We start from the raw sequence: 20,098 nt of genomic DNA on the forward strand, positions 1-20,098 counted from the left end.
TCGGGTCCTCACCGTTCGTCGTGGTCGTGGCCGCCGTACGCGGCGTCTTCGAGTTCGCTGAGCACCTGCTCCTCCACCAGTTCCGCCAGGGCGGCGACGGTGCGGCCGACCAGGACGTCGCGCGGGGTGAGCGCGACGCCGAACGCCTCGCCCGCCCGGGAGGCGATGAGCAGGGCCCGCATGGAGTCGCCGCCCAGGAGGAAGTAGTCGTCCTCGACGCCCACGGGCGTCTGGAGGGTCTCCTCCCAGATGGCGGCGAGGGCCTCCTCGGTGGGCGTGCGGGGTGCCACCCGCTCGGGCCGTTCCCGCTTCTCCTCCGGTGCCGGGGCGGGCAGGGCGGCCCGGTCGGTCTTGCCGTTCTCCGTGAGCGGGAAGCGTTCCAGGGCCACGAACGCCGAGGGGACCATCGGAGCGGGCAGCCGGCGGGCGGCCAGCGCCCGCAGTTCGGCGGTGGAGGGCGGCTCGGCGCCGGGTGCCGTGAGCAGATGGGCGACCAGCCGCGGCAGTCCCGGCTGGTCCTCCCGTACGGTCACCACGGCGTCCAGCACGGCCGGATGGCGCACCAGGGCCGCCTCGACCTCGCCCGCCTCGATGCGGTGGCCGCGCAGCTTGAGCTGGTGGTCGGTGCGCCCCAGGTAGTGCAGCTCGCCGCGGGAGTCGCGGCGGCCCAGGTCGCCGGTGCGGTACATCCGCGTGCCGGGCGGCCCGAACGGGTCGGCCACGAAGCGGGCCGCGGTCGGGCCGGGCCTGCCGAGGTAGCCGCGCGCCAACGCCGGTCCGCTCAGCCAGAGTTCGCCGGTGACTCCGTGCGGGACCGGCCGCAGCCGGGCGTCGAGGAGGTAGGCGCCGGTGGCGGGCAGCGGCCGGCCGATGGGCGGTGCGCTGCCGTCCGGTGCCAGCGGTGCGGACCAGGTGGCCACGACGGTGGCCTCGGTCGGCCCGTAGGAGTTGACCATCCGGTGGTGCGGGGCCCAGCGGGCGACCAGGTCGGCACCGCAGGCGTCGGCGCCGACGATCAGGGTCTTCAGGTCCGGCAGGGTGCCGGGCACGTCCGGCGGCACGGTGGCCAGCGCGGCGGGCGGCAGCAGGGTGTGGGTCACGCGCCCGGCGCGCAGCGTCTCGGCGAGCGGGGCGCCCAGCAGCGGGCCGGGCGGCGGGACGACCAGGCGGGCGCCGTGCGGCAGGGACATGCACAGCTCCAGCACGGAGGCGTCGAAGCTCGGTGTCGCGAAGGCCAGCACCCGGTCTCCCGGGGCCACTTGGTAGTGGGCGGCCTCGGCGGCGGAGAAGGCGGCGAGACCCCGGTGGGTGACGACGACGCCCTTGGGGGTGCCGGTGGAGCCGGAGGTGTAGATGACGTACGCCGGGTCGTCCAGGTCGATCGGGCGGCCGCGGTCGGTGTCGGTGGGCCGGTGGCCGGGCACCTCGTCGGGCGGTGCGGCGAGCAGACCGGCGATCTCCTTGGCGTCGAGGGTGAGGGCGGGGGCCGCGTCGCGGAGCATGAGCGCGATCCGCTCCTCCGGGTAGGCGGGGTCCACGGGCAGGAACGCGGCGCCCGACTTGGCCACCGCCAGCTGCGCGAGCACCATGTCGGCCGAGCGCGGCAGGAGGAGCGCGACGAGGCTCCCCGGTCCGGCGCCCCGGGCGATGAGCCGGTGGGCGAGCCGGTTGGCCGCGGCCTCCGCCTCGGCGAAGGTCAGCAGCCGCCCGGACTCCTCCAGCGCCGGTGCGGTCGGCCACCGGTCGGCGGCCGTCTCGACCAGCGCGGGGAGCGTGGCCCCGGGGATCCGGGCGAGTTCCGGGCGGACGGGCCCGCGCAGCAGCCCGGACCGCTGCCCGGGCGGCAGCACGTCGATGTCGTCCAGGCGGGCGGTGCCGTCGCAGACGGCCAGGGTGCGCAGGGTGTGCAGCAGCTGCCCGGCGAGCGATCCGGCGGTGTCCCCGTCGAAGTACCGCGGGTCGTGGCCGAGTTCCACGGCGAGGTCGTCGCCGGGTGAGACGACCACGGTGAGCGGGTAGTTGGTGGCCTCCCGGGCGTCCAGGTCGCGGAGCGTGAGGCCGTGCGCGCCCGCGGTCGCGTCGCCGACCGGATAGTTCTCGAACACCACGAGGCTGTCGAACAGCGGTGTCCCGGCGGGGAGTTCGCTGAAGCCGTGCAGGGTGTTCAGGGGCACGTGGTCGTGGCGGCGGTCCTCGGCGCGGGCCTCCTGCAGCGCGCGCAGCCAGTCGGCGCAGCGGGCGGTGCCGTCGACGGCGACGCGGGCGGGCAGGGTGGTGATGAACAGGCCGGTGATGGTGTCCGCGCCGGGCAGATCGGCGGGGCGCCCGGAGACCGTGGTGCCGAAGCACACCTCGTGCTCCCCGCTCCAGCGGGCGAGGAGCAGCGCCCAGGCGCCCTGCACCAGGGTGTTGAGGGTGAGGTGGTGCCGGCGCGCGAACTGCCGGAGCCGGCCCGTGGCCTCGGTGCCGAGCCGCTGCGACAGCCAGGTGCCGGAGCGGGGCGTGCCGTCCGGGCCGGGCCTGCGGTCGTAGGGCAGCGGGGTGGGGGTGGAGAGGTCCGCCAAGGCGGCGCGCCAGTGCGCCTCGGCCCGGTCGGTGTCGCGGCCCGCGAGCCAGGCGGCGTAGTCCGCGAACGGCCCCCGGCCGGGCAGCCGGGGCGGCTCGCCCCGGGTGAGGGCGGCATGCGCGGCCAGCACGTCGGACAGGACGTGGAAGACGCTCCAGCCGTCCAGCAGGACGTGGTGGAAGGTCCACACCATGCGCACCGCGTCCGGGCCGAGCCGGACCAGGGCGAGCCGCAGCAGCGGCGGGCGGTCCAGGGGGACGCCCCGCGCCCGCTCGTCGGCGAGCAGCCGCTCCAGTTCCGCCTCCCGGCGCTCCGGCGGCAGCGCGGTCCAGTCGTGTTCGGTGACCGGCAGGGTGACGTCCCGGTGGACGATCTGCAGGGGCACGGGTGCGTCGCCCAGGGCGACGGAGGTGCGCAGCACGGGGGTGCGGTCCACGACGTGCCGCCAGGCGTCGGCCAGCAGCCGCGGATCGCGGGCCCCGTCCACCACGCACGTGATCTGCTCGACGTACAGGCCGTGTTCGGCGTCGTCCAGGCCGTGCACGACCATGCCGGTCTGCGTGGGGGTGAGCGGGTACACGTCCACGACGTCCGCGCCGGTGCCGGCGATCCGGTCGACGGCCGCCTGGTCCAGGGGGGCCAGCGGGAAGTCGGAGGGGGTCCGGCCGCCGGCACCGGGCTCGGCGCAGTGCCGTACCAGCGCGCGCAGTTCGCCGGTCAGCTCGGCCGCCAGCCGGGCGACCGTCTCGCGCCGGTGCACCGCGCCGGAGTACGACCAGGTGAACCGCAGCTCGCCACCGGTCACCCGGGCCAGCACGTCGAGCAGGTGGGGCCGGTCGGCCGAGCGGTCCGCGCCTCCGGTCAGGCCGTCGTGCGGCGCGTGCAGCAGGCCGCCCTCGGAGCCGGGGTGCCGGTCCTCCTGGCCGAGGTAGTTGAAGCAGATCTCCGGCAGGTCCGGCAGGCCGGGGCCGGCCGTGGGGTGCAGGTACCGCAGGGCGCCGTAGCCGAGGCCGCCGTGCGGTACGGCGCGCAGGTCCTCCTTGACGGCCTTCAGCGCGGTGCCGGTGTCCGCGTCGCGGGGCACGTCCAGGACCACCGGGTACATCGTGGTGAACCAGCCGACGGTCCGGGCGAGGTCGACGTCCGCGAAGAGCTCCTCGCGGCCGTGGCCCTCCAGGGTGACCGCCACCCGGTCCCGGCCGGTCCAGCGGGCCAGGACCCGGCCCAGTGCGTACAGCAGCGCGTCGTTGATCCGGGTGCGGTACGCGTCCGGGACGTCCTGGAGCAGCCGGCGGGTGTCCTCGGCGTCCAGGGCGACGGTCACGGTCTCCTCGTCGGCGGCGCGGTTGGTGCCGCCCGGATGGTCGGCGGGCAGGGGGGCGCCGGCGTCGAGGCCGCTCCAGTGGGCGAGTTCGGCGTCGAAGCCGCCGGCCGCGGTGTGCGCGGCGAGCCGCTGGGCCCAGCTCCGGAACGAGGTGGTCTTGGCGCCCAGGCCCGGCCGTTCGCCCGCGTGCAGGGCGCGGTACGCGGTGTCCAGGTCCTCCAGGATCAGCCGCCAGGACACGGCGTCCACGACCAGGTGGTGCGCGGCCAGCAGCAGCACCGGGCGTCCGCCGTCCTCCGGCCGGCACAGCGCGGCCCGCAGCAGCGGGCCCCGGGCCAGGTCGAAGCCGGCCGCGAGGGCGGCGGCGAGCTCGGGCGAGGCGGCCGTGCGGTGCACCTCCAGGTGCGGGGCCTCGCCGGGAGCCGTCCCGTGCTGCCGCCATGCCGAGCCGCCGGCCGGTTCGAAGCGCAGCCGCAGCGCGTCGTGGTGGTCCAGCACGGCGGCCAGGGCGGCCCGCAGCCGGGGCTCGTCGGTGTCCCGCGCCAGCTCGTAGGAGACCGCCTGGGCGAAGTGGGCCGGGTCGCCCTGGGCGCCGAACAGCCAGTGCTGTACGGGTGTCAGCGGGGCGTCGCCGGTCACCGGACCCTGCTCGGCGGGGACGGTCACCGGTCCTGACAACTCCTCGGCGGCGCGCGCCAGTTCCGCGACCGTCTGGTGGGTGAACAGGTGCCGGGGGGTGAGCGCGAGACCGGCCCGGCGGGCGGCGGAGACGATCTGGATGCCGAGCACGGAGTCACCCCCGAGCGCGAAGTAGTTGTCGTCGGCGCCGGGTTCGGGCACCCCGAGCGTCCTGGACCAGATCGCGGCGAGGGTCTTCTCCGCCTCGGTGTGCGGCGGGCGGCTCCCGGCCCTGGCCGGGGCCGTCCACACCGGTGCGGGCAGCGCCCGCCGGTCCAGCTTCCCGGTGGCGCCGAGCGGCAGCCGCTCCAGCGGTACGACGAGGGCGGGCACCAGGTGGTCGGGAAGGGTGCGGGAGAGGAAGGCGCGCAGTTCGGCCGGGTCCGGGAGCCCGGTGTCCCGGGGCACCGCGTAGCCGACGAGCCGACGGTGGCCGTCCTCCTCGACCACCCGGGCCGCCGCGTCCGCCACGGCCGGGTGGCGGGCCAACGCGGCCTCGACCTCGCCGAGTTCGATGCGGAAGCCGCGCACCTTCACCTGGTCGTCGCCGCGGCCGAGGTAGACGAGGTCGCCGTCGGCCGTCCAGCGCACCAGGTCGCCGGTGCGGTACATGCGGCTGCCGGGCGGGCCGAAGGGGTCGGGCAGGAAGCGGGACGCGGTGAGGCCGGGCCGGCGCAGGTAGCCGCGGGCCACTCCGGTCCCGGCGAGGAACAGCTCGCCGGGCGCGCCGGCGGGCACCGGACGCATCCGGGCGTCGAGGACGTGGGCGCGGGCGCCGCCCAGCGGCCGGCCGATCGGCGGGTCGCGGTCGGGGTCGGCCGGGTCGCAGGTGAAGGCGGTGGCGTAGACGGTGGCCTCGGTGGGGCCGTAGATGTTGCGCACCTGGCAGCCGGGGACCGCGGCGCGCACCTGGCGGACCGTGCGGGCGGGCAGGCCCTCGCCCGCGAGGACCACGGTGTCCGCGGTGACGTGCACCGCGTCCTCGGCCAGCAGCCTGCCCAGCGCCGAGGGGACCGCGCTGAGCAGCCCGGCGCGCCAGGGTTCCGCGCGCTCGGCCAGGGCCAGCAGGTCGCGGACCACCTCCACACAGCCACCGGCGAGGAGCGGAGAGAAGATCTCGAAGACGGACACGTCGAAGTTCAGCGAGGTGGAGGCGACGACGTGTTCGAGTCCCCGGCCGCTGAACTCGGCCGCGGCCCAGTCGGTCAGGGCGACCACGGAGGCGTGGGTCACCACCACGCCCTTGGGGCGGCCGGTGGACCCGGAGGTGTGGATGACGTAGGCCGGGTGGTCCGGCAGCAGCGTGCCGCGCCGTTCGCCGTCCCCGACCGGGTCCGGCGAGGCGGCGGACAGAGCGGGGTCGTCGGGCAGGATCCGGGTGTACGGCCCTTCGGGCAGCCGCCCGGCGGTCTCCGCGCACGTGATCACGGCGTCGGGACGTACGTCGTCGAAGAGGAGGGCGACCCGCTCCGCCGGGTACCGGGGATCGACCGGCAGATAGGCGGCGCCGCTCTTCAGGACCGCCAGGAGGGCCACGACCAGGTCGGCGGTGCGGGGCAGGCACAGGGCGACGAAGCGCTCGGGTCCCGCGCCGGCGGCGACGAGCAGGCGGGCCAGCCGGTTGGAGCGCTCGTCCAGCTCCCGGTAGGTGAGGCACCGCCCGCCGTGGCGGACGGCCGGGGCCCCGGGGGTGCGGGCGGCCTGCCGCCGGAACTCCTCGGGCAGGGTTCGGCGCGGCAGCGGTGTCACCGCTGCGCCGAACCGGGCGACGAGGTCGCGGCCCCGGCCGGGGTCCAGCAGGGCCAGGTCGGCCAGGCGGCGGTCCGGGTCGGCGGCCATCTGCGTCAGCAGCGTCCGCAGGCTCTCGCCCAGCCCGGCCACCGTCGTGGCGTCGAAGGCGGCGGGGTCGTAGTCGAGGTTGACGGCCAGTGTGTCCCCGGGGGCGACGACCACGCTGAGCGGGTAGTTGGTCGGCTCCAGGTCCCGTTCCTGCTCCATGGCGAGGCCGTGCCGGGCGAGCGCCCCCTCGTCGAAGGGGTAGTTCTCGAAGACGACGATGGAGTCGAACAGGCCCGTGCCGCCCGGCACTTCGCTCCACGACTGCACCTGGGCCAGCGACACGAAGTCGTGGCGCCGGGCCTCCGACTGGGCGGACTGCAGCTCGCGCAGCCAGTCCAGCAGGGGCCGGTGTCCCTCGACGCGGGCCCGGGTGGGCAGGGTGTTGATGAAGAGGCCGACCATCGAGGTGACGCCGGGCAGTTCGGCCGGCCGGCCGGAGACGGTGGTGCCGAACACCACGTCCTCGCCGCCGCCGTAGCGGGACAGCAGCAGCGCCCAGGCGCCCTGCAGGACGGTGTTGAGCGTCAGGCCCGCCCGCTGGGCGGTCTCCCGCAGCCGCGCCGAGGCGCCGGCGTCCAGGGTGACGCGCACCGACTCGGACGAGGAGCTGCGGTGGGCCTCGGCGGGCCGCCGGTCCCTCGGCAGTTCGGTGGGGGCGCGGAACCCGGCCAGCAGGTCGCGCCAGTACCGCTCGGCCCGGCCGGTGTCCTGCCCGGCCAGCCAGCGCAGGTACGCGGCGAAGGGCTGCCGTTCGGCCACCCGCGGACGCCGCCCGGTGGTCAGGGCGGCGTACCGCTCGCACACCTCGTCGAAGACCTGCGCCGCGCTCCACCCGTCGAGGAGGACGTGGTGGAAGGTCCACACGAGCCGCACCCGGTCCGGCGTGAGCCGGATCAGGGTCAGCCGCATCAGCGGCGCCGCACCGAGGTCGATGCCGGCCGCCCGGTCCTCGGCGAGCAGTTCCTCCAGGGCGCGTTCCCCTTCGTCGGCGGGCCGTTCGGACCAGTCGTGGTGGGTGACGGGGAGGGCGGCCCGGTGCCGTACGACCTGCAGCGGCTCGGCGGTGTCCTGCCACTCCAACCGGGTGCGCAGGACCGGGCAGGCGTCGGCGGTGCGCTGCCAGGCCTCGGCGAGCGCGGCCGGGTCGGTGACGCCGGCGAGCACCAGCTGCACCTGGTTGACGTAGGTGCCGCCGTCGGGTTCGAGCAGGCTGTGGAAGAGCATGCCCGCCTGCATGGGGGTCAGCGGGTAGACGTCCTCGACGTCGTGGCCCTTCCCGGCGATCCGGTCCACGGCCGCCTGGTCCAGCCGGGCCAGGGGGAAGTCCGAGGGGGTGCGGCCGCCCGCCTCGGGACTTGCGCAGTGGGCGACGACGGCCCGGAGCGCACGGAGCATCTCCTCGGCCAGCCCGGTGACGGTCTCCTCGCGGTGCCGGCCTGCGCTGTGGTACCAGCTGATCGCCAGCCGGTCGTCCTCGACCCGGGCCACCACGTCCAGCAGGTGGGGGCGTTCGGTGCCGGGTGCCTCCGCGCCGCCGAGGCCGCCGGGGACCGCGCCGACCAGGGTGCCGCCCTCGCCCGACCAGTCGAAGCGGCCCAGGTAGTTGAAGCTGATGGCGGGCGCCGGTGCCCCGGTGAGGGCTTCGTCGCGGGCGAGGTGGCGCAGCACGCCGTAGCCGAGACCCCGGTCTGGTACGGCCCGCAGCTGCTCCTTCACCGACTTCAGGGCGGTCCCCCAGTCGCCCGCCGGGACGTGGAGGGCGACGGGGTACAGGGAGGTGAACCAGCCGACCGTGCGGGACAGGTCGACGTCCTCGAACAGCTGGTCCTCGCGGCCGTGGCCCTCCAGGCCGACGGCGACGGTGTCGTGTCCGGTCCAGTCGGCGAGGACCCGGCCCAGCGCGGTCAGCAGCACGTCGTCGACGCGGGTGCGGTAGACGCCGGGGACCTTGCGCAGCAGGTCGCCGGTGGTCTCCCGGTCCAGCCGGACGGTCACCTCGCGGACGTCGGCCGCGGTGCCGTGGCCGTCGACGTCACCGTCCACGGGGAGCGGACGGGCGCAGTGCCGGGCGGTGTCCGCCCAGTGGGCGCGCTGCGCCGCGAAACCGCCGGTGTCGGCGCGCTCGCGCAGCCGCCCGGCCCATTCCCGCACGGAGGTCGTCCGGGCGGGCAGCCGCACCGGCTCTCCCGCCGCGGCCTGCCGGTAGGCGGTCTCCAGGTCCTCCAGCAGGACGCGCCAGGAGACCCCGTCGACCACCAGGTGGTGCGCCACCAGCAGCAGCCGGGCGGGCCCGGAGCCGGTGGTGAACAGCCGGGCGGTGAACAGGGGCCCGGTGTCGGGCCGGAACCCGGCGTGGGCGCCGGCGGTGGCGCGCTCCTCGGTCGCGGGGTCGCAGACCTGGAGCAGCTCCGGTACGGGTGCGCCCGCGTCACCGACGTACTGTCGCCAGGTGCCGTCGCCGTCGACGGTGAACCGGGAGCGCAGGGCGTCGTGGTGGCTCCACAGGGCGGTGAGGGCGTGGCGCAGGGCGGCCTGGTCGACGGTGCCGGGCGTCTCGACGAGGACGGACTGGTCGAAGAAGCCGGGCTGCGGCGGGCGCGGGTCGAGGAACCAGTGCTGGATCGGGGTGAGGCCCACCTCGCCGTGGACCGGTTCGGTCCCGGCGACGGGCGCGGCGGCGCCGGTGGCCGCGGCCAGCGCGGCCACGGTGGGGTGCCGGAACAGGTCGCGCGGGGTGAGGCCGAGGCCGGCCGACCGGGCCCGGGAGACGACCTGGATGCTGAGGATCGAGTCGCCGCCCAGCATGAAGAAGTTGTCGTCGGCACCGACCCGTTCCACGCCGAGCAGCTCCGCCCAGATGCCGGCGAGGACGCGTTCGGCCTCGGTGCGCGGGGCGCGGTAGGCGTGGTCCGCGCCCGCCGACCAGTCGGGGGCGGGCAGCCGGCGCCGGTCGACCTTGCCGTTGGCGGTCAGCGGCAGCTCCGGCACCGTGACGAACGCGCCGGGCAGCATGTAGTCGGGCAGGTCGGCGGCCAGACGGGCGCGCAGATCGGCGGCGGCCGGTACGACGGCGCCGGGCGCCGGCACGAGGTGGGCGGCCAGGCGCTTGCGGCCGCCCTCCTGGTAGAGGGAGACGACCGCCTCGGCGATGTCCGGGTGCGCGGTGAGCCGGGCCTCGATCTCGGCGGGTTCGACGCGGAAGCCGCGGATCTTGATCTGGTCGTCGGCGCGGCCCACGAAGTGCAGTTCACCGTCGGCGCTCCAGCGCACGAGGTCACCGGTGCGGTACATCCGCTCACCGGGCGGCCCGAAGGGGTCCGCGACGTAGCGGGCGGCGGTGGCACCGGGGCGGCCCGCGTAGCCCCGGGCGAGCCCGGCGCCGGCGATGTACAACTCTCCCGGAACGCCGGGAGGTTGGGGCTGGAGGGCGCGGTCCAGGACGTAGACGCGGGTGTTGTCCAGCGGGCGCCCGATCGGCAGGACGGCGGGCAGCGGGTCACCGGCGCGGAAGACGCGCCGGGTGGCGAAGGTGGTGGTCTCCGTGGGGCCGTAGCCGTCGACGACCGTCAGTGCGGGGCAGGCGTCGAGGACCCGGCGCACGACCGCGCCCGGTACGGCCTCACCGCCGGTCCACACCTCCCGGGCGCCGCTCAGGCAGCCGGGGTCCTCCTGGGCGAGCAGCCGGAACAGCCCCGCGGTCAGCCACAGGCACGTCACCCCCTGCTCGGTGACGGCGCGCCGGACCAGGTCCGCGTCCAGGTCGGCGGGCGGGGCCAGGACGGCCGTGCCGCCGCGCAGCAGCGGCACCCACACCTCGTAGGTGGAGGCGTCGAAGGCGTGCGGGGAGTGCACGAGGACCCGGTCGTGGCCGGTGAACGCGCGGTCCAGGGCGAGGGCGACGACGTCCCGCTGGCGCACCGCGACACCCTTCGGAGTGCCGGTGGAGCCGGAGGTGAACATCAGGTACTGCACCTGGTCGGGATGGGGCGCGCGGGGCTCGGGAACGTCCGGCCCGGGCCCCCGGTCGTCGGCGCGCAGCACCGCGCCGTCACCGGGGAGCACCTCCCTGGCGGTCTCCTCCCACGCGGCGTCCGTGAGCAGCAGCTCCGCCCCGGCCTCGGCGAGCGTCCGGCGCAGCCGGTCCAGCGGGGCGCGGCCGTCCAGCGGCACGTACACCCCGCCGGTGCGGACGAGCGCCAGCTGGACGACGATCAGGTCCGTCGAGCGGTCCATCAGCACGCCCACGGACCGCTCGGCGCACACCCCGTGCCCGGCCAGGCGGCCCGCCAACTCGGTGACTCTGTAATCGAGTTCGCGGTAGGTGACGCGCTCGGCGCCGGCCTCGACGGCCACGGCGTCGGGGGTGCGGCGCACCTGTGCGGCGAAGAGCCCGGCCACCGAGGTCTCGGGCAGCGGGGCGGCCGTGTCGTTCCAGTCGTGCAGCACCTGTTCGCGCCGGGCGGGGGTCAGCAGGGTGAGGCGGGCGGGCGGGAGCTGGGCGCCCTGTGCCATGCCGTCCAGCAGGACGGTGAGGTACTCGGCCATGCGCCGGGCGGTCGCCGCGTCGAACAGCTCGGGGTCGTAGCCCAGGCGCAGGGTCAGCTCGGGTCCCGGGTAGGCGACGAGGCTCAGCGGGTAGTTGGTGGTCTCGACGCCGTCCAGTTCGCTCAGGCGCAGCCCGTGGGCGGCGGCGAGGTCGCCGTCGACGGGGTAGTTCTCGAAGACGACGATGCTGTCGAACAGGGCTGCCCGCTCGGGCAGTTCGGTGAAGGTCCGGATCCGGGTGAGCGGCACGTGGTCGTGGCGCCGGTCCTCGCTCTGGTCCTGCTGGAGCCCGCGCAGCCAGTCGAGCAGGGTGCCGTCCGCCGGGAGGGCCGTCCGGGTGGGCAGGGTGGTGATGAACAGGCCGGTCATCGCCTCGGCGCCGGCCAGCTCGGGCGGCCGTCCGGAGACGGTGGTGCCGAACACCACGTCGTCCCGGCCCGCCTGGCGGCCCAGCAGCAGCGCCCAGGCGCCCTGGACCAGGGTGTTCAGGGTCAGGCCCGAGGCGCGTGCGAGTTCCTCCAGCGTGCGGGTCGTGGCGGCGGGCACCGTGGCGCGGACCGACCGCGTGGACTCGGCGCGGTGCGTCTCGCGCGGCTCGCGGTCGTACGGCAGCGGGGTGGGCTCGGTCAGCCCGGACAGCCGTTGCCGCCAGTGCCGTTCGGCCTCGTCCCGGTCGCGGGCGCGCAGCCAGGAGACGTAGTCCCGGTAGGGGCGGCGGTCGGGCAGGGTGCCGTCGCCGTCGGCCGCGTGGCAGGCGAACACGTCCGACAGGACCTGGAACAGGCTCCAGCCGTCGAGCAGCAGGTGGTGGAAGGACCACACCACGCGCACGGCGGTGTCGGAGACGCGGGCGAGCAGCAGCCGCTGGAGCGGGGCCGCGGTCAGGTCGATGCCGGCCGCGCGGTCGCGCGCGAGCACGTCGTCCAGCCGGTCGCGACGCTCGTCCGCGGTCAGCTCCCGCCAGTCGAGGTGGGTGACCGGCACGGCCGCCCGGCGCTGCACCACCAGCAGCGGCTCGGGTACGTCCTGCCAGACGGCCCGGCCGCGCAGCACTTCGGTGCGGTCGGTGACCCGCTGCCAGGCGGCGGCGAGGGCGGCCGGGTCGGGCACGCCGTCGAGCACGAACGTGAGCTGCTGGAAGTAGACGCCGCGGTCGTCCTGGGACAGGCCGTGGAAGAGCATGCCGGCCTGGGTCGGGGTCAGCGGCAGCACGTCCTCGACGGCGCCCGGGTCCTCCCCCACGACGCGGTCCACGGCCGCCTGGTCCAGCCCGGCGAGGGGGAAGTCGGAGGGGGTGCGGGCCGCTGCGCCCGGGCGGACGGCGTAGCGGGCGAGATCGGCGAGCGCCTCGGCGAAGCGCCCCGCCAGGTCCGTGACGGTGGCCTCCCGGTGCAGCCGGTCCGAGTAGAACCAGGTGAACTCCAGCGCGTCGTCGTCGAGCCGGCCCACCACCTCCAGGGCGTGCGGCCGCGGGGCGTTCGGATCGGCGTCCAGTTCCAGCGGCCGGAACGTACCGCGGTACAGGCCGTCGGCCGTGTCCGGCGGGGTCATGCGGCCCAGGTAGTTGAAGGCGACCTGCGCGTGCGGGGTGCGCGGTGCCTTCCCGGGTCCGGCCAGGTGGCGCAGCGCGTCGTGGCCGATGCCGTGCCGGGGCACGGCGCGCAGCTGCTCCTTGACCTGCTTCAGCACGGCGTCCCAGCCGGCGTCGTGCGGGACGGCGAGGGCGACGGGGTGCCGGGTGGTGAACCAGCCGACCGTGCGGCTGGTGTCCAGGTCGGGGAAGAGTTCCTCCCGGCCGTGGCCCTCGACGTCCACGACCACCCGGTCCCGGCCGCTCCAGGCGCACAGCACCCTGCCGAGGGCGCCGAGCAGCACGTCGTTGGCCTGCGTGCGGTGGGTGTCGGGCAGGGTGCGCAGCAGCACCGAGGTGTCCTCGGGGCTCAGGCGGACGGTCACCGCGCGCTGCGAGGCGTACGTGTTGGCGCCGGCCCGGTCCGCGGGCAGGGCGGGCTCGGTGTCCGGAACCGCCCGGTCCCAGTACGCCCGTTCGTCGTCGAAGCCGCCGCCGGCGGCGTACGCGTGCAGCCGGCGGGCCCACTGGCGCAGCGGCGAGGACTTCGCGGGCAGCGCCGGTGTGCCGTCGCCTCCGGCCCGGCGCGCCCGGTAGGCGTGCTCCAGGTCCTCCAGCAGCAGCCGCCAGGAGACCCCGTCGACGACCAGGTGGTGCACGGCCAGGTGCAGGACGGGGGGCAGGCCGGGGCCGCGGTCGTGCAGCACGGCACGGATCAGCGGCCCCTCGCCGAGGTCGAACGGGCCGAAGTGGGGGGTGTCGGTGTCCGGGCCGGTGTGGCGGGCCAGGGTGACCCGGGAGCCCCGCGTGTCGATGTGCCAGTCGGCCGGGTCGGCGCATGCGCCGGCCGTGAAGCGGGAGCGCAGGGCGTCGTGGTGGGCGGCCAGATCGCCGAGCGCGGCTTCGAGCGCCACGGTGTCCACGTCGCCGGGCAGTTCGAGCGAGAGCGCCTGGGCGAAGTGGCCGGCGCGTTCGGCGACGGCGCCGAACAGCCAGTGCTGGATGGGCGTCAGGGGCGCCGTTCCGGTGGCGGCCTCCGGGGCGGGCGCGGCCCGCCGCCGGCCTCCGGCGGCGTCCGCGACGCGGGCCAGGGCGGCGACGGTCTGGTGCTGGTAGAAGTCGCGGGAGGTCACCGTGAGGCCCTCCTGCCGGGCCCGGGCGACCACCTGGATGCTGAGGATCGAGTCGCCGCCCAGTTCGAAGAAGTTGTCGTCGACGCCGACCCGTTCCACGTGCAGCACGTCCGCCCAGATCGCGGCGAGGGTGCGCTCGGTGGGGGTGCGCGGCGCGACGCGGTGGGCGGTGCGGGCGGCGGGAGCCGGGGCGGGCAGACGGCCCCGGTCCACCTTGCCGTTGGGGCTGAGCGGCAGCGCGTCCAGCACCAGCACGGTCGCGGGCACCATGTAGTCGGGCAGGGTACGGCCGAGCGCTCTGCGCACCGCCTCGGGCTCCACGTGCTGACCGGCGGCGGGGACCACGTAGCCGGCCAGGCGCCGATGCCCCTCGGACTCGGTGGCGACGGCCGCCGCCTCCGCGACGCCGGGGCAGCGGCGCAACGCCTCCTCCACCTCGCCGAGTTCGATGCGGAAGCCGCGGACCTTGACCTGCTGGTCGGCCCGGCCGACGTACTCCAGCACGCCGTCGGCGCGCCGGCGCACCAGGTCCCCGGTGCGGTACATGCGCTCCCCCGGCGCGCCGAACGGGTCGGCGACGAAGCGGGCGGCGGTCAGTGCCGGCCGGTTGAGGTAGCCGCGGGCCAGGCCGCCACCGCCGAGGTACAACTCTCCTGTGACGCCGGGCGGTTGCGGACGCAGGGCGCGGTCCAGCACATAGGCGCGGGTGCGAGCCACCGGGCTGCCGATCGGTGGCGCCTGGTCGGGGAGCCGGTCGCCGGCCCGCCAGGCGGTGGCGTACACGGTCGCCTCGGTGGGACCGTAGACGTTGGCGATCTCGCAGGAGGGCAGGGCGGCGCGCAGGTCGTGCACCGTCTGGACGGGCAGGGCCTCACCGGCCAGGACGACCCGGTCCGCGGTCACGGGTGAGGTGCCGCCCGCCACCAGGCGGGCGATCACGGACGGCACGCCGCTGACGAGTCCGGCCCGCCTGGGCCCGGGCGTGTCGGCGAGCGCGGGCAGGTCGTCGACCACTTCCACGGTGCCGCCGGCCAGCAGTGGGCACAGCAGCTCGAAGACCGACACGTCGAAGTTCAGCGAGGTCGAGGCGATCACGTGCGCCAGCCCGTCGGCGCCGAACCGCTCCCGCGCCCAGCCGGCCAGCGCGGCGACACCGCGGTGCGTGACCACCACCCCCTTGGGGCGTCCGGTCGAGCCCGAGGTGTAGATGACGTACGCGGGATGGTCCGCGCCGAGCGGCGGGATCCGGTCGGCGGGGCTCTTCGCGGCCGGGGCGAGCCCGTTGTCCGGGGTCCCGGCGGGCTCCGTGCAGTCCTCCAGGATCAGCGGGGCGCAGCCCTCGGGCAGCGCGGACGCGGTCTCCCGGGTGGCGACGACCAGCGCGGGTCGGGCGTCGTCGAGCATGAAGCGGATGCGCTCGGCCGGGTAGCCCGGGTCGACGGGCAGATAGGCCGCCCCGGCCTTCAGCACCGCCCACAGCACGGGCGGCAGGTCGGCGGAGCGCGGCAGGCAGAGCGCGACCAGGCGTTCGGGGCCCGCGCCGCGCGCGACGAGCAGCCGGGCCAGACGTTCGGCACGCCGGTCGACCTCGGCGTAGTCCAGCCGGACGGACCCGCAGATCACCGCGGTGCGCTCCGGGGTGCGGGCCACCTGCTCCCGGAACAGCTCGGGCAGCGTGCTGTCCGCGTGCTCGCGGGTGGGGCGCGCGGGCGGGTTCCAGGAGTCGACCAGGGTGTGCTGCTCCGCCTCGGAGAGCATGGGCAGTTCGGCGAGGGTACGGCTCGGGCCCCCGGCCATGCCGTCCAGCAGGCGGTGCAGGTGCCGGGCCAGCCGGGCCGCGGTCGCCGGTTCGAACAGGTCCGCGTTGTACTCGACGGTCAGCGCGCAGCCGCCCCCGGCGTCCGGCTGGAACTCGAGGACCAGGTCGAAGCGGGCGGCCGGCCGCGGCAACGGGTGCTCGTCCAGGCGCAGTTCCCCGGCGCGGGGCGGCACGGCGGATGCGGTCTGCTGCACGACGAGGGCCTGCACCAGCGGGGTGCGGCTGGGGTCGCGGGGCGGGGCGAGTTCCTCGACCACCCGGTCGAACGGCACGCCGTCGTGCGCGAAGGCGTCCAGCACCGTCGTCCGCATCGACTCCACGAACCGGTCGACGGTGGCCTTCTCGTCCACGTCGCCGCGCAGCACCACGGTGTTGGCGAAGAAACCCGCGACGTCCTCCAGGTCGCGGCGGCCGCGCCCGTTGGTGACGGTGCCGAAGGCGACGTCCCGCTGGCCGGAGTACCGGGAGAACAGCAGTGCCGAGGCCCCGGCGTACAGGGTGAACACCGTCGTGCCCCGGCCCGCGGCGAGGGTGCGCAGCCGGGTCACCAGGTCCGCGGGCAGCCGGTGCCGGTGCGCCGCGCCCGCGGTGGTGCGCACCGCGGGGCGGGGCCGGTCGGTGGGCAGCTCCAGGTGCTGGACGCCCGACAGGTGCCGGCTCCAGTAGGCGAGGTCCTCGGCGTCCCGGCCGGTGGCCCGCTGCCGCTGCTCCCAGACGGCGAAGTCGGGGTACTGGACGGCGGGTTCGGGCAGGCCGTCCGGCTCGCCGGTGACCTCCGCGCGGTAGAGGACGGCGAGTTCCCGGGTCAGCAGGCCCACCGACCAGCCGTCGGTGACGATGTGGTGCTGGGCGAGCAGGAACAGGTGCTCCTCGTCGGCCAGCCGGACGAGCAGGGCCCGGGTGAGGGGGCCGGCCGCCAGGTCGTGGGGGCGGCTCAGCTCCTCGGTGAGCAGCCGCTCGGCCGCCTCGGCGCGGTTCTGCGCGGGCACGTCGGCGAGGTCGGCGGTGCGCAGGGGCAGCACCGGCTCGGGGGCCAGGCGCTGCACGCCCTGTCCGTCGACCGTGGCGAAGGTGGTGCGCAGGGCGTCGTGGCGGGCGGCGAGCCGCAGCAGGGCGCGGCGCAGCGCGCCGGTGTCGAGCGGGCCGCGCAGCCGCAGGGCGACGCCGGTGTTGTACTCGGTGCCGCCCTCGGTGAGGTCGTCGAGGAACCACAGCCGCCGCTGCGCGCTGGACAGCGGCAGGGCCCCGTCGCGCGGGGCGGCGGGGATCGGCTCGGCGGGCGCGACGGCGGACGGGTCGCGCAGCAGCGGGGCCAGCGCGGCGACGGTGCGCGCGGTGAAGACGTCCCGCACGGTCAGCCGGACGCCCAGGTCCTCCCGGAGCCGGGCCAGGACGCGGGCGGCGAGGATCGAGTCGCCGCCCAGCTCGAAGAAGTCGTCCGTCGCGCCGACCGGCGCCACGCCCAGTACGTCCGCCCAGATCGCGGCCACGGCCCGCTCCTGCGGATCGCGCGGGGGCACATGACCGGCCGCGGGCGCGCGCTCGGGGGCCGGCAGCGCCCGCAGGTCGATCTTGTGCTGTGCGGTGAGCGGCATCCGGTCCAGCACGAGTACCGCCGAGGGCACCATGTGGGCGGGCAGCACGGCGGCCGCGGCGCCGCGCAGTGCGCCGGGATCGGGGCTCTCCCCGGGGCCGGCGGCGGTGACGTAACCGACGAGGCGCTTCCTGCCCGGCTCGTCCTCCCGTACGACGACCACGGCGTCGCCCACACCGTCGGCCCCGCGCAGGGCGGCCTCGATCTCCCCGGGCTCGATGCGGAACCCGCGGATCTTCACCTGCCGGTCGAGTCTGCCGAGGAACTCCAGTTCCCCGTCGGCGGTCCGGCGCGCCCGGTCCCCGGTGCGGTACATGCGCTCCCCCGGCGCGCCGAACGGATCCGCGACGAAGCGGGCGGCTGTGAGGCCCGGGCGGCCCAGGTAGCCGCGGGCCACGGCGTCACCGCCGACGCACAACTCGCCCTCGGCGCCGGGCGGTACGGGCCGCAGCGCGGCGTCGAGGACGTGGACCCGGGTGTGCGGCAGGGCGTCGCCGATGGTGGGTGTGCCCCGGCCCGCGGCGAGCGGCCCGGTCCAGGTGGCGACGATGGTGGCTTCCGTCGGGCCGTAGGAGTTGATCATGCGGCGGCCGGGTGCCCAGCGGTCGACGAGTGCGGCCGGGCAGGCCTCCGCGCCCACGATGAGCGTGCGCAGGTGACGTGCGGTGCCGGTGGCGGGGTCCGGGAGGGTGGCCAGCGCGGCCGGCGGGATGAGGGCGTGGCTGATCCGGAACTCGTCCAGGACGGCGGCGAGTTCGTCGCCGAGCCAGGGGCCGTCCGGCGGTACGACGAGGGTGGCACCGGCCAGGACGGACGAGCACAGTTCCAGGACCGAGGCGTCGAAGCTGGGCGAGGAGAACTGCAGCACGCGGTCGCCGGGGCCCACGGCGTAGCGTTCGGCGGCGGCCGCGGTGAACCCGCCGATGCCGCGGTGTGTGACGGTCACGCCCTTGGGGGTGCCGGTGGAACCGGAGGTGTAGATCACGTAGGCGGCGTGGCCGGCGCCGGGACCGCCGGTCCGCTCCCCGGTGGCCGCGCGGTCCCCGGCGCCCTCGTCCTCCATGACGTCGCGGACCGTCCGGAGGTCGTCCAGGGTCACCGCGGGCGCGGAGTCGGCGAGCATCAGGGCCCGCCGCTCGGCGGGGTACGCCGGGTCCACGCAGAGGAAGGCGGCACCGGCCCGGGTGACGGCGAGTTCCGCCGCGATCAGCTCCAGGGACCGTGGCAGGACCAGGGCGACCACCCGGTCCGGTCCCGCCCCCCGGGCCGTGAGGTGGCCGGCCAGCCGGTCGGCGCGGGCCGCCAGTTCGCGATACGTCCAGGTCCGCCGTCCGTCGGTGAGGGCCGGCGCGTCCGGAGTGCGCTCCACCCACACGGTGAAGAGTTCACCGAGTGTCGGGTGAGCGCGTCCGGTGGCGTCCTGCGGCAGGGAGGACGCCGATGCGGGCGTGTCGAGCGGGTCCGTCATGAAAGAAGTCCTTCGGAGGCGGGACGAGGCGACGCGGGCGGCACCGGTCGGCGCGATCGGCGCGGGCAGCCCCTGGACCACCGGCGAGGGCGCGGCGGGCGGCGGGGAACAGGCGTGCGGAAGGACGGTCCGGGCCGCGGCGCACGGCCGGGGGCCGTGCGGGCCGGGGGCCCGGCCGGTAGCGCCGTGCGGCTCAGCCGTCGTCGGTACGACGTGCCGTGCGACCGGAGATCTGCATCCGGTCGATCCTGCCCGTGGCGGGGTCGCGGTGGAAGTGACCGCCCGGCTCCGGGCGGCCGGTGGCCGGGTCGAGCAGGTCGCACGACAGGTCGGCGTAGCAGACCAGCGGGAGCGGCAGGTCGCCGTCGACGGAGAGGGCCGGTGCGCCGTCGGGTCCGGGCGCCACGCGGTACGTGGTACCGCCGTTGCGGTAGGTGCCGGCGCATTCGGGCAAGGCGGCGGGGCCGCCGCGGCGCGACGGGCGGACGGTGGCGGGCACGCGGATCCCAGTGAGGCGGGCGAGTTCGGCGACGAGGTCGCGCCACAGCGCGGTGGCGCCGCCCGCGTTGCCGGTGAAGGCGACCACGACGCCGCTCTCCGGATCGGCCCGAAGATGGCAGGAGGTGCCCTGGGCGTTGCCGTCGTGGCCGCACCATACGCGTTCGCCCTGCCGGTACAGGGCGAGTCCGGGTCCCCACCCGTCGGCGAGGACGCCCGGGCGGGCGGCGGGTTCGGGGCGCCGCATCTCCTTGGCGACGGCGGGCGGCAGGACGTCGGAGCGGCCGACGAGGGCGCCGCCGAGGGCGGCCAGGTCCTGCGCGCTCGCCAGCAGCGCACCGGCCGGCGCCTCCAGCGGCGCCAGGGTCTGCACGGCGGGCCGCAGTTGCCCGGTGGCAGTGTTCACGGCGTGCCCGACGGCCACCGCGCGGGCGGGGCACCGGTCGCCGATGAACGCGGGCGCGGTGCCGAGGGGTTCGAGGAGCAGTGCGCCGACCGCCTGCCGCCAGGACATGCCGGTCACGGTCTCCACCAGGCGTCCGGCGGCCACATAGCCCGCGTTGGAGTAGGAGAAGTCGGTGCCCGCGGGGAACAGGACGTCCTCGGCGGTGCAGACGGCCGCCAGATAGCGGCCCGGAGTGGTCGCGGCGGCGGTGTCGGAGTCGGGCCCGGTGGGCAGGCCGCTGGTGTGGTCCAGGAGTTGACGGATCGTCACCTGGGGGACGTGCCGCAGCTCCGGCAGGTGGCCGGCGGCCGGCTCGTCCAGATCCAGGTCGCCGTCGTCGGCGAGGATGTGCACGGCGGCGGCGGTGTAGGGCTTGGTGAGCGAGCCGAGCGGCACGGCCGTGCCCGCGGTGCAGGGGACACCGGTGGCCGCGTCGGCCGTGCCGGTGTGCACCGTCAGGACGTCCGCGCCGGTGTCCACGACCAGTTGGGCGCCGGGCACCCGGTGGGTCCGGGCGAGGGCGTCGAGGCGGTCCTGCACCTCCTGGTGCAGCCGGGACGGCGTCCAGGAATGGGCCGTGGCTATGGGGGTGTACGGCATGAGAAGGGGACTCCCGTGG

2 protein-coding genes are annotated in these 20,098 nt (G+C 76.3%); both read right to left on the reverse strand.

Annotated elements, in window-relative coordinates:
- Positions 1-8: 8 nt before the first annotated feature.
- Entirely contained in the window at positions 9-18,536 is an 18,528-nt protein-coding gene (locus tag ACZ7FF_RS26220; RefSeq protein WP_470814807.1) for a non-ribosomal peptide synthetase, read from the reverse strand.
- A gap of 193 nt (positions 18,537-18,729) precedes the next feature.
- Positions 18,730-20,079 carry a serine hydrolase domain-containing protein gene (locus ACZ7FF_RS26225; RefSeq protein ID WP_470814808.1) on the reverse strand — a complete coding sequence of 450 codons (1,350 nt, stop codon included), beginning with the start codon at positions 20,077-20,079 and terminating at the stop codon, positions 18,730-18,732.
- Between the last annotated feature and the right edge of the window lie 19 nt (positions 20,080-20,098).

Source organism: Streptomyces sp. NPDC037126 (assembly GCF_055605965.1).

Coding starts and splice junctions, on each gene's coding strand:
- ACZ7FF_RS26220 (WP_470814807.1), bottom strand. CDS start 18,536: ATGACGGACCCGCTCGACACGCCCGCATCGGCGTCCTCCCTGCCGCAG.
- ACZ7FF_RS26225 (WP_470814808.1), bottom strand. CDS start 20,079: ATGCCGTACACCCCCATAGCCACGGCCCATTCCTGGACGCCGTCCCGG.